Source organism: Microbaculum marinum, from assembly GCF_037855135.1.
Lineage (GTDB): Bacteria > Pseudomonadota > Alphaproteobacteria > Rhizobiales > Tepidamorphaceae > Microbaculum > Microbaculum marinum.
The window spans coordinates 61,478-75,960 of sequence record NZ_JAZHOF010000005.1; the positions used below are offsets into that span (position 1 = coordinate 61,478).

Annotated in this window: 13 protein-coding genes; 7 read left to right on the top strand and 6 right to left on the bottom strand. The window is 67.3% G+C overall.

Going from position 1 to position 14,483, the window contains the following annotated elements; all coding sequences use genetic code 11:
• Window positions 1-18: 18 nt before the first annotated feature.
• Genes V3328_RS13075 through V3328_RS13085 form a run of 3 tightly spaced genes read left to right on the top strand, consistent with a single transcriptional unit; the run spans window position 19 to window position 2,836 of the window.
• Window positions 19-1,044 carry an ABC transporter permease gene (locus tag V3328_RS13075; protein WP_340330120.1) on the top strand — a complete coding sequence of 342 codons (1,026 nt, stop codon included), beginning with the start codon at window positions 19-21 and terminating at the stop codon, window positions 1,042-1,044.
• Window positions 1,045-1,056: 12 nt separating this feature from the next.
• Window positions 1,057-2,223 (top strand): ABC transporter permease, encoded by a 1,167-nt coding sequence (locus tag V3328_RS13080; protein ID WP_340330121.1) that lies wholly within the window; start codon window positions 1,057-1,059, stop codon window positions 2,221-2,223.
• Window positions 2,224-2,248: 25 nt separating this feature from the next.
• On the top strand, window positions 2,249-2,836 hold the full coding sequence (locus V3328_RS13085; protein WP_340330122.1) for a class I SAM-dependent methyltransferase: 588 nt from the start codon (window positions 2,249-2,251) through the stop codon (window positions 2,834-2,836).
• A gap of 1 nt (window position 2,837) precedes the next feature.
• Here V3328_RS13085 and V3328_RS13090 read toward each other — a convergent pair whose 3' ends face one another.
• From V3328_RS13090 to V3328_RS13110, 5 genes are read right to left on the bottom strand one after another with little or no spacing between them, the layout of a single operon-like run.
• On the bottom strand, window positions 2,838-3,599 hold the full coding sequence (locus tag V3328_RS13090; RefSeq protein WP_340330123.1) for a polysaccharide deacetylase family protein: 762 nt from the start codon (window positions 3,597-3,599) through the stop codon (window positions 2,838-2,840).
• The gene (locus V3328_RS13095) at window positions 3,596-4,756 is read right to left on the bottom strand and encodes a glycosyltransferase family protein (RefSeq protein WP_340330124.1); all 1,161 of its coding nucleotides are present in this window, start codon (window positions 4,754-4,756) and stop codon (window positions 3,596-3,598) included. The genes V3328_RS13090 and V3328_RS13095 overlap by 4 nt, the downstream gene beginning before the upstream one ends.
• On the bottom strand, window positions 4,753-5,868 hold the full coding sequence (locus tag V3328_RS13100; protein ID WP_340330125.1) for a glycosyltransferase family 4 protein: 1,116 nt from the start codon (window positions 5,866-5,868) through the stop codon (window positions 4,753-4,755). Before V3328_RS13100 ends, V3328_RS13095 begins: the two co-directional genes overlap by 4 nt.
• 10 nt (window positions 5,869-5,878) lie before the next feature.
• Window positions 5,879-7,114: a glycosyltransferase family 4 protein gene (locus V3328_RS13105; protein ID WP_340330126.1), complete on the bottom strand. Its 1,236-nt coding sequence runs from the start codon at window positions 7,112-7,114 to the stop codon at window positions 5,879-5,881.
• 9 nt (window positions 7,115-7,123) lie between these two features.
• A complete protein-coding gene (locus V3328_RS13110) occupies window positions 7,124-8,374 on the bottom strand; it encodes a glycosyltransferase family protein (RefSeq protein WP_340330127.1) in 1,251 nt (416 codons plus the stop codon).
• Window positions 8,375-8,516: 142 nt separating this feature from the next.
• Here V3328_RS13110 and V3328_RS13115 point away from each other — a divergent pair, with 142 nt between their 5' ends.
• The 4 genes from V3328_RS13115 to V3328_RS13130 all read left to right on the top strand — a co-directional run bounded on the left by V3328_RS13115 (window position 8,517) and on the right by V3328_RS13130 (window position 13,078).
• Window positions 8,517-9,005 (top strand): class I SAM-dependent methyltransferase, encoded by a 489-nt coding sequence (locus V3328_RS13115; RefSeq protein ID WP_340330128.1) that lies wholly within the window; start codon window positions 8,517-8,519, stop codon window positions 9,003-9,005.
• 106 nt (window positions 9,006-9,111) lie between these two features.
• On the top strand, window positions 9,112-11,739 hold the full coding sequence (locus V3328_RS13120; protein ID WP_340330129.1) for an ABC transporter transmembrane domain-containing protein: 2,628 nt from the start codon (window positions 9,112-9,114) through the stop codon (window positions 11,737-11,739).
• 32 nt (window positions 11,740-11,771) lie between these two features.
• Window positions 11,772-12,242: a cyclic nucleotide-binding domain-containing protein gene (locus V3328_RS13125; protein ID WP_340330130.1), complete on the top strand. Its 471-nt coding sequence runs from the start codon at window positions 11,772-11,774 to the stop codon at window positions 12,240-12,242.
• A 23-nt stretch (window positions 12,243-12,265) separates the two neighbouring features.
• On the top strand, window positions 12,266-13,078 hold the full coding sequence (locus V3328_RS13130) for an MBL fold metallo-hydrolase (protein WP_340330131.1): 813 nt from the start codon (window positions 12,266-12,268) through the stop codon (window positions 13,076-13,078).
• On the opposite strand, the gene V3328_RS13135 is transcribed toward V3328_RS13130, so the two are convergent.
• Window positions 13,054-14,394 (bottom strand): adenylate/guanylate cyclase domain-containing protein, encoded by a 1,341-nt coding sequence (locus V3328_RS13135; RefSeq protein ID WP_340330132.1) that lies wholly within the window; start codon window positions 14,392-14,394, stop codon window positions 13,054-13,056. The two genes, V3328_RS13130 and V3328_RS13135, sit on opposite strands and share 25 nt — an antisense overlap.
• Between the last annotated feature and the right edge of the window lie 89 nt (window positions 14,395-14,483).

Below are 14,483 nucleotides of genomic sequence, written 5' to 3' on the forward strand. Positions count from 1 at the left end.
AATGGACAGGGAGTCGTAATGCTCGTCTACGCCCTCCGACGAATCGCCGGAATGGTGCCGACGCTCTTGGTGATCAGCTTTCTCATCTTCTTCGTGATCGAGCTGCCGCCGGGCGACTACCTGTCCAACCAGATCGCACAGCTCAAGGCGCAGGGAGAGGCGTCGAGTGTCGCCCGGCTTGAATTCCTGCGCCACGAGTTCGCGCTCGACGCGCCGTTCTGGCAGCGCTACCTGATCTGGATCGGCGCCTGGCCGGGCCCGCACGGGTTCTCCGGCCTGCTGCAGGGCGACTGGGGCTGGTCCTTCGAGTTCGCCAGGCCCGTCGAGCAGGTCGTCGGGCCGACGCTGCTGCTGACGATCATCCTCAACTTCACCACTGTTCTGTTCGTCTACGTGGTGTCGTTTCCGATCGGCATCTACTCGGCGACGCGGCAGTACAGCTGGGGCGACTACGGCTTCACGCTGATCGGCTATTTCGGCCTCGCCACGCCGAACTTCCTGCTCGGCCTGATCATGCTCTACCTGTCGAACCGCTGGTTCGGCCTGTCGGTCGGCGGCCTGATGGCGCCGGAGTTCGTCGGCCAGCCGTGGAGCGTCGACAAGGCGCTGTCGGTGCTGGCCCATCTGATCATCCCGACCATCGTGATCGGCACGTCCGGGACGGCCGGGATGATCCGCAGGCTCCGCGCCAACCTGCTCGACGAACTGCACAAGCAATACGTGACGACGGCCCGTGCAAAGGGCCTGCGCGAGGCGCGGCTGCTGGTCAAGTATCCGATGCGCATGGCACTCAATCCCTTCATCGCCGACATCGGCAACATCATCCCCTCGCTGGTGTCGGGATCGGTGATCGTGTCGGTGGTCCTCAACCTGCCGACGGTCGGGCCGATCCTGCTGACGTCCCTGCAGAGCCAGGACCAGTTCCTCGCCGGCTTCATCATCCTGTTCGTCTCGGTTCTGACACTGGTGGGGATGCTGATCTCCGACCTTCTGCTCGCGGTCGTCGACCCGCGCATCCGGCTCGGCGCCGAAGCCGGGCGATAGGGAGGCTGGCCGATGAGTATGGCGGACGACAAGCCGAAGCATTTCGTCGATACCGAGCCGTTCGACCCGAACCGCGAGGCGCCGGCCGACCCCGATCGCGAACGATACTATCAGGCGTCGCAATGGCGGATCGTCTGGTGGAAGTTCCGGCGCCACAAGATCGCCGTCGCCGCGGGCATCGTGCTGCTCATCTTCTACATGGCGGTTCCGTTCGCCGAGATCATCGCGCCCTACGGCGCCAACCAGCGCAACGACGACTTTCTCTATGCCCCGCCGCAGGCCATCCACTTCTTCGATCAGGGCCGGTTCGTCGGCCCCTTCGTGCGCGGCTACACGGCGGAACTCGACATGGAGACGCTGTCCTGGCGGTACGGCCCCGACCCGGACGGGGTGCAGCCGCTCCGGTTCCTCTGCCTCGGCGCGCCCTACGAGTTCTGGGGCCTCATTCCGGGGCGGTTCCACCTGGTCTGCCCGGCCGATGGCGGCACGCTCTTCCTACTCGGCACCGACCGGCTCGGCCGCGACGTCTTTTCCGGCCTGGTCTACGGTGCACGCCTGTCGCTGACGATCGGCATCGTCGGCGTCACCATCTCGATCGTGCTGGGCATGTTCTTCGGGGGAATCGCGGGATATTTCGGCGGCTTCGTCGATTCCGCCGTGAACCGTCTGATCGAGATCCTGCGCTGCATTCCCGAACTGCCGTTGTGGATGGCGCTTTCGGCGGCACTGCCGGTGACCTGGAGCCCGATCTGGATCTATTTCGGCATCACGGTGATCCTGGGCATGCTCGACTGGCCCGGGCTGGCACGCGCGGTGCGCTCCAAGCTGCTGTCGCTGCGCGAGGAGGACTATGCCCGCGCCGCGGTGCTGATGGGAGCGCGGCCGCGGCGCATCATCGGCAAGCACCTGCTGCCCGGCTTCACCAGCCATCTGGTGGCGAGCGCGACGCTGGCCATTCCCAACATGATCCTCGGGGAGACGGCCCTGTCCTTCCTCAACCTTGGCCTGAGTCGTCCGGCGGTAAGCTGGGGCGTGCTGCTCAACGAAGCGCAGAACATCACCATCGTTACCGTCTATCCGTGGCTGATGGCGCCCGTCATCCCGGTGATCATCGTGGTGCTGGCGTTCAATTTCCTCGGTGACGGGTTGCGCGACGCAGCCGATCCCTACAAGACATAGCACCGACTCCACGAAAGGACCTGTCATGCCGAACGCCGCGACCGGCGAGGAATGGGATGCCGAGTTTCGCGAAGGCCGCTGGCGCTTCCTGCTCGACATCAAGGAGATCGCCCGCACCGGGGCCATCGCCGGCTGGCTGAGAGCGACCGATACCGGAGCCCGGGTCCTGGATGTCGGCTGCGGCGAAGGCGTCCTGTTCGGCCACCTCGACGGGGCGGCGCTCGAAACCTATGTCGGCGTCGACATTTCGAGCGAGGCGCTGGCGCTGGCCAAGGTCGATGAGGGTCGTTCGCGACTCGTGGCCGCCGATCTGTCCTCCTTCGCTCCCGATCCCGGCGAGGCGTTCACGGCAATCGTCTTCAACGAGGTCCTGCATTTCGCCGACGACCCCGGCGCGGAACTGCGGCGCTATTCCGACTGGCTCGCGCCCGGCGGCGTCATCGCCGTCTCGATGTACGCGCCCTGGAAGGAGACCGGCGGCGGCTACGCCAAGGTCCGGGCGATGGAGACGGCCTGCGAGGACCCCTACTGGGACATCCTCGACGCGCTCGAGCTGACGAGCCAGTCGAAGAACGTGCGCTGGCGCCTGCGGCTGATCCGGCCGGCCGCCTGACTCAGGCGCCCTCGCCGCCGAACAGGTCTGCGAGGGCCGGCCAACTGGCCGCAGGATGGGTGGCCGCGAGGGACAGGAAGCAATCCAGGAACGACCAGACCCCCTCGTCGTGGGCGAGGTGGTGCGTCAACAGCCCTATCGGAGACCTGTCGCCGGCCACGCGCCGCTCGAGTTCCTCGTCCAGCACTCTCGACATCTTATCGAACCCCGCGAACCCGCGGCTGCCCTTCCAGTCGATGACGTCGACATGGGTGTTCACGCAGGCGTCGTCGCCGGCGTGCATGCGGGCGAAGGTCGACAGCCAGGTCAGTCCGGCCTCGCCGCGGCGTGCGGCGACCTCGTCACCGACGCGATTCCAGGGCGGCGTCAGGACCGGGAGGAACCTCTCCCCGAACAGTTCGGTCAGCTTGTCGTTGCCGCTCCGCAGTTCGCCGAGCACGGTATCGGCGGCGCGGTGGGCACCGAGTTCGGCCGCCTTCTCGCCCTTCGGCGCATGATTGCGATGGACGAAGCCGTGCTGGAAGACGACAATACCCCCGGGCGCATCCGAAAGCCGCTGCCCGAGTTCGGGTCTCGCCGGTTCGGGAATCACGGCGAGCGCAACCGGAACGGCGTGCCGCTCGGCGATCGCGATCAGCCTGTCGAGGTCCGCCGTCGGCTCGACGGCATCGTCGTCGCGCCACCAGAAGTCAATGCTCTGGCCATCGCCGGCGAGCCCGTCCAGGCGGGAGACAAGACGGCTCTCGAACTCCGCCGGACTCATGCCGGCTCTCCGCGGATCTGGTTCAGGGTGTCGACGAGAAGGGCGGCGGCGTGACGCGCGCCGTCGCGGTCCAGCGCAAGCGTCGTCTTCGGCAGCGCCAGTGCCTTGTCGATCGCCGTCGCCAGCCGCTGCGGCGTAAGCCCGGTCTCCTCGACGACCGCCGCGGCACCGCGTTCGGCGAGAACGGCGGCACGCTGCGTCTGTTCGGTCTCCGCCCCGGCGGCGAACGGCACGAAGACGGCGGCGCAGCCGGCAGCTAGAACGTCGACGGCAGTGTTGTAGCCGCACTGGCTGACCGACAGGCGCGCGCGCCGCAGCAGGCCGGGAAAGTCACGACGCGCCCGCTCAACGAGGATGCCGGGACCCGCCCTGGTCTTCAGGTCGGCCAGCACGAGGTCGTCGAGATCGCTGCCGACCAGCACCCGCCAGCGCGCATTGCCTGCGCGTTCAGACAGGGCGCGTGCCGACAGCGCGGTCTCCAGCAGGGCGGCGCCGACGGCCCCGCCGCCGCAGGAGACGACCACCTCGTCCTGCCCGTCGCCCGGGGGCGGCTCCGGAGCGCCGGTACCGGTGTCGATATATCCGGTGTAGCGGACCAGACGGGCGATATCGGCGGCGAACGGGAAGCTCTCGCCGAAGGAAATGAACCGGGGGTCGCCGTGCACGAGCACCAGGTCGCAGAAGGACCGCGCGCGCTCGGCCATTCGCCGTTCCTTGTCAGCTTCCGGCTTGCGGACGAGAATGTCGCGTACCGAGGCCGCGACCAGCGGCCGCGGCACCAGTTCGCGCGTCGCCCGCATCAGCGGCTCCAGCTCGAAGGCGAATGCGTTGCGGCCGAACGGCCATGTCTCGGTGACCAGGATGTCCGGCGCCACCTCGTCGAAGAGCGACAGGAGCTGGCGGCACCGGCGGTCCTTCCAGCCCTCATCGATCCGTCGTCCCGCCTCGTCGACCACGGCGGAGAAGCTTTCGTCGGCCGATCGGGCAGCGGGCAGCTCGATCGCTCTCAGGCCGTGGCTATCGACCGTCGGCGGCACCCGGTTGCCGGACACCAGCGTGACCTCGACGCCTCGCGCCGTGAGCGCACGCCCGAGCGCGGCGGCGCGGACCACGTGGCCGGTGCCGAGCAGATGCTGGACGTAGACGAGGGCTTTCATGACGGTACGCCAGACGCTGCCCGGCGGCGGGAGTGGCCGGCTTCGGCCGCCTCCAGAATGCCCGCAAGCGTGCGCCGCGCCGTGGCAATATCGTGGCGCTGCCGGATATGTGCGGCAGCGGCGCGTCCATAGTCTCGGCGCAGATCGGCATGGTCGATGAGCGTTGCCAATGCATCGGAAAAGGCGACGGCATCACCCTCGGGCACCACGAGACCGGTCTCTCCGGTCCGCACGATGTCCGGCACGCCTCCGGACTGTCCCGCCACGACCGGCAGGCCGGCTGCCTGCGCCTCCAGCAATGCAACGCCGAAGGCCTCGTTGATCGCGGGCCAGACGAAGATGTCGCCCTCGGCATAGACATCCGCGACGGTTTCGGGAGGCACGGCGCCGCGCCAGTCGAGCCGGTCGCGCGGGAACAGCGCCAGGATATCGTCGCGCAACGGGCCGTCGCCGGCCAGGATCAGGCGCCACGGCCGGCCGGAGAGGCGGGCCAGCGCGTCGGCCAGCAGCCGGTAGGACGCTTCCTTGTCGCCCGGGCGCATCATTGCGACCGCCACGAGAGCCGGCGGGTCGCCGTCACGCTCCCGCGCTGCCACCGCGTCGAAGCGCGCCGCGTCGACGAACGGGCTGAGCCGGTGTAGCCGACCTGATTGAAGGAACGTCTCCAGCCCCTCTGCATCCTCTTTATGCAGGGCAGCGACGGCGTCGGCGCGCCTCAACGCCCGGTCGGCGTCGGCGAACTCCCGGGCCCACGGTCCAGTTGCCCGACTGGCGGCCCGGCAGCCCTCCAGGACGACGTACGGAATGGCGAGTCCGTCGGCGACCGTCGGCCCGATCAGGTCCGGCGCCTTGTGATAGAGGTGGTAGGTGATCCAGACGTCCGGAAAAGGCGGTTCGCCGAGCAACCTTTCGCACTCAGCCTTCGCCTGCTCCAGGATTTCGGCATAGCGCGCCTCGTCCGGCGTCCGTTGCCAGCTCCTCAGCCGCGAGGCGAGCGCGACCTCGTGACCTTCCTCGGCGAGCGCCCGCAGGATCAGTCGCGCGGTTTCCCGGTCGCCGGAGACGACCGGGTCGTCCGGCGGTTTCATCGGCGCGTAGAAGGCGATCCTCATGCCGGGTTGCTCAGGCCGCCTTCCGGGCGAGCGCGTCCTTCAGCATCGTGGCGATCCGGTCGAGGCCGGGCGCGGTGTCGAACTCGCCGCGTACCCTTTCGTATCCGGCCCGCACGATCGCGGCGCGGCGGACGGGATCGCCGGCAAGGTCGCAGATGGCCTCGGCCAGTGCGGCAGGGTCGCGCGGCGGCACCAGCACGCCGGTGCGGCCGTCGTCGATCAATTCGGGGATCGCCGAAACGGGGGTGGCGATACAGGCGACACCGAGGGCCTGCGCCTCCATCAGCACGTTGGGCAGGCCGTCGCGGTCGCCGGACCTGGCGATGCGGCTCGGCAGGACGAAGAGATCGGCGCGGCGGAGGGCCTCTATCACCTTGTCGTGCGACAGCGCCCCCAGGAACGAGATGCGATCGGCAACGCCGAGCCGCTCGGACTGGGCCTTGAGTTTCTTCAGCAGCGCGCCGCCGCCGATATGCTCGAAGCGCCAGTCGATCGCATCGCCGAGACCGGCAAGCGCGCGGATCAGGTCGTCGAACCCCTTCTTCTCCACCGCGCGGCCGACGGAGAGGATGCGGATTGCGCCGGCCCGGCCGCCATCGTGGCCGGATGGCTCGTCGGCATCGGGAAACCTGGAGAAGTCGAGCCCGTGATAGACCAGACCGACCTTGCCGGGGCGGTTGGCGAGGCCAGCCAGATAATCCCGGTTGGCCGCAGTGCAGGTCACGCCCCAGACCGCATCCCGGAGCTTGTCTTTCAGTTCCCACTGGGCGGTGGTCCATATGTCCTTGGCGTGCGCCGAGAACGACCAGCCGAGGCCGGTGAGCTTCGCCGCATAGCGCGCCACCGAGGCGGGCGTGTGCAGGTAGTGCACGTAGAGCCAGCCGACGTCGGCCGGCAGCTCGCGCGCCAGTACCTGCGCCTGGCCCCAGCGGCGCCAGCGGTTGACCGTCCGGTCGCGGTCGAGGTCGCGCCGGAACGCGGCCTCCGCGGCACGGTAGCCGGACAGCCCTTCGGAATGGCGCCGCCCCAGCCGGACGCGCTTCGGATCGTCCTTCAGGTATTCCGGCAGATACAGGACTTCGGCCCTGATCCTGCGGTGCAGGTCGTGGACGTCCGGATCGGTCGGCCTGCGCAACGAGACGATCAGCACCTCGATGCCGCGCTGCTCGAGGCCGAGGATCTCCTGCGCGATGAAGGTTTCCGACAGCCGCGGATACCCTTTGACGAGGACGGCGACGCGCGGCATCGGCCGGGATCAGGACGCCGCGGCGGACTGCGGCGCGTAGGCCGCAGAGCGCGCCTGCAGGATGTCGGCCGCGCGCTCGTTGATCCGGTCGAGCCCGTCCAGAAGGCCCGGGATCCCCTTGGCGGACGGGGGATTCTGGCGCGACACGCGCGCCAGGGCGTCGATCATCCGGCCGGTGTCGGGATAGAGGTCGATCGGCAGCACGCTCAGCAGCCCGGCCTCTTCGGCCTTGAGGGCGCGGATCATCTGTTCCTGGCGCGGCACGACGCGCGGCACCAGCAGTGCCGGCTTGTTGAAGGACAGGATCTCGCAGAAGGTGTTGTAGCCGCCCATCCCGACGACGCCCGTCGCCGCCTGCAGGAGCGGCTCCATGTTCGCGGTGAAGCGCTTCACCTCCAGGTCGCGGACCTGCTCGGCCCGCTCCATGAAGGCGATCTGGTGGGAGGCCTCCATGAACGGCCCGAGTATGATCAGGGCCGGAAACAGCGGTCGCGTGCGCGCCTCGTAGGCGCGGATCACCCAGTCGACCAGCTCGACGCCGTCGCCGCCGCCGCCCGGCGTGACCAGCAGGAAGGGATCCTCGCCGAACGGCAGCGCGTCGGGTGTGTGCGCGTCGTTCGGCGGCTGGCTGCGCAGATAGCCGGTGAACAGCGTCTTGTCGTAGACGCTGCTGGCGATGCCGACGCCTTCCAGCGGATCGAATATCTGCTTCAGGCCGAATACCCAGATGTCGTCGTAGATGTCCTCCAGCGCGGCGGGGGCGCGCTTGCGCTCCCATTCCTCGCGCAGCACCTCCGGATCGTCCATGACGTCGCGCAGACCCAGGACGAGATGGACGCCGTCGTTGCGCAGACGTTCGAGCGTCTCGCGCACCTCCCCGCGCAGGCCGAGCGGCTCCTTGTCGACGATGAATATGTCCGGCTCGAACACCTCCGCCACCCGGTCGATGATCGAGGTGCGGATCGCCATGGTGTGCTCGATGTCGAGCGGCAGGCTGAGGGAGGTATAGGCGCCGTCGCGCAGCTTCGTGACGCCCGGCACGCGGACGAAGTCGACCCGCGAGCGGAACTCGAAGGAGCCGATGATCGGCGAGCCGGACAGGATCATCACCGACACGTCCGGATTGTCGCCGACCAGCGAGTGGGCTATCGCGCGGCAGCGGCGCAGGTGTCCCAGGCCGAAGGAATCGTGACTGTAGATGAGAATCTTCGGCTTGGCGTTTGGCATGTCGCAAAGAGTGTGGACGCTGGATTGCCGCACGGCTGCCCCCGGCACGAACGCGGCGAACCTACGCTTCGAGAGCCGACGGGGCAATCGGGTTGTCGACTTTCTCTGCTTCGCCTATGACACCGCCAGCATCGGGCACGGCGCTCACGCGCAACATGAAGGACCGGCCGCAGCCATGAGTCGCCTGGACAGCATGATCAACCGCCTGGTCGCCCAACGCAGCATCCTCGACCATGCGGCGGCACTGATCGCGGGGGTACCCGGACCGGTGCTCGAACTGGGTCTCGGCAACGGGCGCACCTTCGACCACCTGCGCGAGAAGCTGCCGGACAGGGAAATCTTCGTGTTCGAGCGCAAGATCACGGCCTCGCCGAGGTCGATCCCGGATTCCGACCACGTCATCCTCGGCGAGATCCGCGACACGCTGCCGTTCTGCGGTCCGCGCGTCGGCGCGGCGGCCGCTCTGATTCATGCCGACCTGTCGAACGGCGACCCGACCGACGATCTCTCCCGCAGGTCCTGGCTGTCGCCGATGGTCGCAGACCGCGCGGCACCCGGCGCCGTCGTCGTCAGCGGACACGCGCTCGACCTGCCCGGCTTCGACGAGCTGCCGCTGCCCGAGGGCATCCGCCCCGGCCGCTATTATCTGTATCGAAAGCAATAGGTCACTTGCCGTTTGCCACGGGGCGCGAACGGGCTAATGTCTGCTCCGGGTGCCACGGGCCGGCATTTCGCGTCGCTGGTTAGCCGTCCTGCCCGGGGGGAGGTTCATGGATCCGTCGCTCTTCCGGTACATCTGGAAGCACAGCAAGCGTGAACAGATCATCATCCTGATGGTCACGTTCTGCTCGTTCCCGCTGATCTATTATTCCCTCGACCTGCCCAAGCAGATCGTCAACCAGGCGCTGCAGGGCACGAACTGGCCGCAGCCGGTGCCGATTCTCGGCATCCAGCTCGACCAGGTGCCCTACCTGCTCACCCTGTGCTTTCTGTTCCTGGCGCTGGTCATCATCAACAACGGCATCAAGTTCTGGCTGAACACAGCCAAGAACCTGCTCGGCGAGCGGATGCTGCGCCGCCTGCGCTACGACCTCTATCAGCGGGTGTTGCGCTTCCGTCTGCCGCGCTTCCGGCAGGTGAGCCAGGGCGAGATCATTCCGATGATCACCTCGGAGGTGGAGCCGCTCGGCGACTACATCGGCGACGCGATCGCGCTGCCCGCGTTCCAGGGCGGTACGCTGATCGTCTATCTCTACTTCATCTTCGCCCAGGATCTCATGCTGGGCGCCGCGGCTATCGCTCTTTATCCGCTGCAGATGTGGATCATCCCCTGGCTGCAGGCCAAGGTGAACCGACTGGCGCGCGAACGCGTGATCAATGTCCGGCGGATGGCCGACCGCATTGGCGAGACGATCTCCGGCGTCAGGGAGATTCATGCCAACGACACCAGCGCCTGGCACCTCGCCGACCTGTCCGACCGGCTTTACACCAACTTCGACATCCGCTACCGCGGCTTTCAGCTCCGCTTCCTGATCAAGTTCGTCAACAACTTCATCAACCAGCTGACGCCGTTCTTCTTCTATTCGATCGGCGGCTACCTCGTCATCAAGGGCGACCTCAGCTTCGGCGCGCTGGTCGCCGTGCTGGCCGCCTACAAGGACCTTGCCAGCCCCTGGAAGGAGCTTCTGGCGTTCTATCAGGCCCGCGCCGACGTCGAGATCAAGTACCAGACGGTGGTCGAGAACTTCGACGTCCCCGACGTCAAGCCGCTGCCGCTGCTGATCGACGACGCCGAGGGCGTCGAGCGCCTGAGCGGCGAGATCGAGCTGAAATCCGTCACCTACAACGGTGCCGGACATCCCTTGACCGATGTCTCGGCGCGAATACCGCAGGGCGCCACGGTCGCGGTCGTCGGCGAGGACACGGACGGGCGCGGCGACCTGCTGGAGGTAATGGCCGGACTGGTGGTTCCCAACGGCGGCGAGGTGAAGATCGGCGGCCGCGATATCGAGACGCTGCCCGAGGCCGTGCTCGGCCGCTCGATTGCGTATGTCGGTGCCAATCCCTACGTATTCTCGGAGACCATTCGCGGCAACCTGACCTATGGGCTGAGGCATCGCCCGGTTCTGGGCGACGGCTGGCCCGACACGTCGCTGGCCAAGCGGATGGTCGAGGAGGCAGAGAAGACCGGCAACACCTGGTTCCCGATATCGGCACGTTGGGACGATCTGTCGGAGGCGAAGGTCTCCGATGTCGCCGAACTCGACGAGCGCTCGCTTGCACTGCTCGAAGAGGTCGGCCTGGGCGACGACGCCTTCCGCCTCGGACTCAAGGCCAGGATCGATCCGAAGGCGCCCGGCGCGCCGGTCGCCGAACTGATTGCCGCGCGCAAGAAGGCCGCCGAGCGGATACTCGCCGATCCGCAGGCAGCCGATCTGGTCGAGCTGTGGGACGCCGACCGTCTCAATCCGAGTGCGACTCTGGCCGAGAACGTGCTGTTCGCGCTGCCCTCCGACCCGACCGTCGGCATGCGCGACCTGGCCAGGGACCCTCTGGTGATCCGGTTCCTCGATGAGGCCAAGCTGACCGACGAGTTCCTGCAGATGGGCGTCGAGATCGCCCGCACGATGATCGAACTGTTCGCGCAGCTGTCGGGCGAGGGCTCGCTGCTGGCCGAGTTCTCGTTCATCACGCCCGACGAGATGCCGACCTACGACGTGATGATCAAGCGGGTCGACAAGCAGGGCATCGGGAAGCTGTCGAAGGGCGAGCGCGCCGACCTGATCGGATTGGCTTTCGAACTGGTTCCGGCTCGCCACCGCCTCGAGGTGCTCGACGAGGAGCGGGAGCGCCGGATCGTCGCGGCACGGCCGATCTTCCGCAGGCTTGTGGAAGCCGAGGAGGATGCCCATTTCGTGCCCTTCGATCCGGAACTGCTGATCGCGCCGCTGTCGATCGAGGACAACGTGCTGTTCGGCAAGACGCGGGTCGACCGCCGCGGCAGCCATGAGCGGGTGGAACGGATCATCCGCGATGTGATTGTCGACATGGGGCTGCAGGGCCAGATCCAGCGTGCGGGCCTCGACTACAATGTCGGCGTGGCGGGATCGCGCCTGTCGCCCGGCCAGCGCCAGCGCATCGCGCTCGTGCGCGCGCTCATGAAACGGTCGAACGTGGCGATTTTCGACGGCTTTTTCTCCAGCGGCGACGATCCGCTGCTGCAAACGGTGCGCGAGGAGACCGAAGGGGCTACTCTCGTCATCGGAATGGAACAGCTGGAGGGCGCCAGGGGGTTCGACACCGTGCTGGTGATGTCGAACGGCCGGCTGGCGGCATCCGGGAGCTATGATGAGGTCGCTGCGGTCGTGCGGGGCGGCGAGGCCGCGGGGGCCGGTTAGCCCCGGCGACGGTCGAGGACGGGATTGGTGATATGAGCATCAATACGGAAGTCGAGACACTTCGGACGATCCCGATGTTCAGGACGATCGATCCGGGCAAGCTGCGCTTGCTCGCCTTCATCTCCGAGCGATCGATGTTTCGGGCCGGAGAGGTGCTCTGCAAACAGGGGGAACCGGGCGATTCGGCATTCATCATTCTCGACGGAGTGGGCGAGGTGCTGGTCGATTCCGGCGGCGGCGAGCAGCGCAAGGTCGCCGAGATCAAGAAGAACGACGTGGTCGGCGAGATGTCCCTCCTCTGCGACACGCCGCGCACCGCGACCGTTGCCGCGGCGACGGATGTCACGGCGCTGACGATTTCCAAGGATAACTTCTTCCGCATCCTTCAGGAGTTCCCCGAGGTATCGCTCGAGATCATGCGGGTGCTGGCGCGCCGTCTCGAACGCACTACCCGCGATCTGGCCGAACTGCGGGGACAGTTGCCCAACCACGGAACCAATTGATGGCTTCAGGCGGCGAGCCGGCAATGACCCTACGCCTCTGGGGTGTCAGGGGCTCGACCCCGGCGGCCGGTCCTGAAACGGAGCGTTACGGCGGCGAAACGACGTCGATGGAGCTGGAGATCGGCGGCCGGTCGGTACTGATCGACTGCGGCTCGGGGGCCCGGGCGCTCGGCCGCAGGCTGACCAGCAGCGCGGCGGCCGACATCGACATCCTGTTCTCCCATTTCCATCTCGACCACATCTGCGGCCTGCCCTTCTTCGCGCCGGCCTACAATCCCGCCGCCACCCTGCGCCTCTGGGCGGGACACCTGGAAGGCGAGCAGGATCCCAAGGACGTGCTCTGCCGGGTAATGTCGCCGCCGATCTTCCCCGTCGCGTTCGATCATCTGGCGGCCTGCAGGTGCCTGACCTTCGCGCCGCCGAAGACGTTGCATCTCGGCGGCGGCATCGATGTCGAGACCCTCGCCCTCAACCACCCCAACGGCGCGGTCGGCTACCGCTTCAGGAGCGGCGGCAGGACCCTGGTGACGGTGACCGACCACGAGCACGGCAATGCCGCGATCGATGCCGCGGTGGAGGATTTCGTGCGCGGAGCCGACGTCATGATCTACGACGGCATGTTCGACGACAGCGAGTACAACGCCCATGTCGGCTGGGGCCACTCCACCTGGCAGGAGGGGCTGAAGCTCGCCGAGCGTGCCGGCGTCCACAGGCCGGTGATCTTCCATCACCATCCCGATCGCTCCGACGAAGCGCTGGACAACTATGCGATGGAGGCGGAGAGACGTTTCCCAGGCGCCCGGTTTGCCCGTCAGGGAGCCGAAATCACGCTTTGAGCCGCCGCGCCCTGCAGGGCGGCCCTCTGCGTGGCGACAGTCTGCTCCGGGGCCGGCAGCGTCAGGCCCGCGTCCGTCGTCGGCAACTCGGGATGGAAGACGCGCTGCGGCTGGCGGACCCCGCGCAACGGATAGGTACCGACCTCGGCGAAGGCCGCCTCGGCGTATTCGACGAAGTCCTCGCTCGCCAGGATGGTGTGACCGAGGTCGCGGGTCAGCTCGTTGATGCGGCTGCCGATGTTGACCGCCTCGCCGATCACCGTGAAGTCGAGCCGCTCGCGGCCACCGACATTGCCGTAGAACACGGCGCCCATGTGCAGCGAGATGCCGACGGACAGGCTCTTGACGCAGGCGGAGAACGTGGCGTCGCTGATCCGGGACAGGCTGTCGACTGCCTCGTGGGCCGCCTGCAGCGCGTCGGTCGCCGCCTTGCGCGCCTCGGATTCGTTGGTGAACGTGAAGATCGCCAGCACCGCGTCGCCGATGAATTTCAGCACCTCGCCGCCGTGCGCCTCCACCGCGTCGGTCATGCTCTCGAAGTAGAAGTCGAGCACGTCGACCAGTTCACGCGGGGTGAACTTTGCGGAGAGGTCGGTGAAGCCGCGCAGGTCGGAAAACCAGATGATCGCCTCGATCTGCTGGCCGTCGCCGCGCAGGATCTCGCCTGCCAGCACGCGCGGCGCCGTGGAGCGGCCGAGATAGGTGCCCAGCAGCGTCACCGCGGAGCGGCGCTGCGTGTGGATCTCGAACACCAGCGCGATCGGCTTGAGGATCGATTCCATGATGTCGATGTGCGCGTCGGAAAATCCGTTCGGGTGGCGCGTCGCCAGCGTCAGCGACTTGTTGGTGCTGTCGGAATAGGTCAGCGGAAACGCAACGTAGTCCGTCGCGCCTTCGGCGCGCAGGTCGGCGAGAATGCCGAACTCGCCCGGTTCCGGCTCCGGTTTCACGGCGACCCGCACCGTCTTGCCGCTCTTGTAGACGTGGTAGAGCGGGCTGTTCGTGTACATCTTCTCGCTCGACAGCGACTGCGGGAACTGCCGCCAGGAGATGCCCGCCCCCTCCATCCAGATGGCGGTCTCGGCGCGGATCAGCGGATGCAGGATCGGGATGCCGCTGGTGATCCGGTAGACGGGAATGCCGGCGACGACCAGCTTGCCGGCGAGCCCGCCGATGAACTCGCCGAGGTCGGCACTCATGTGCCCCTTGTCGAGGACCCAGTCCCTGAGATCGCGGGTAACCGGACGGGTCTCTGCGGTCGTCGGAAAAAGCGCGGCAGCGTTCCTTGCCGCAGACGGGGGAGTGTCTGTCGTCATGAGCCGACCTTTCCAGCAAATTGGCCGTTTGACCGGCCCGTCCTATCGGGCTAGGCAGCGCGGCGACGCGACAACCGGGTACACCGCCG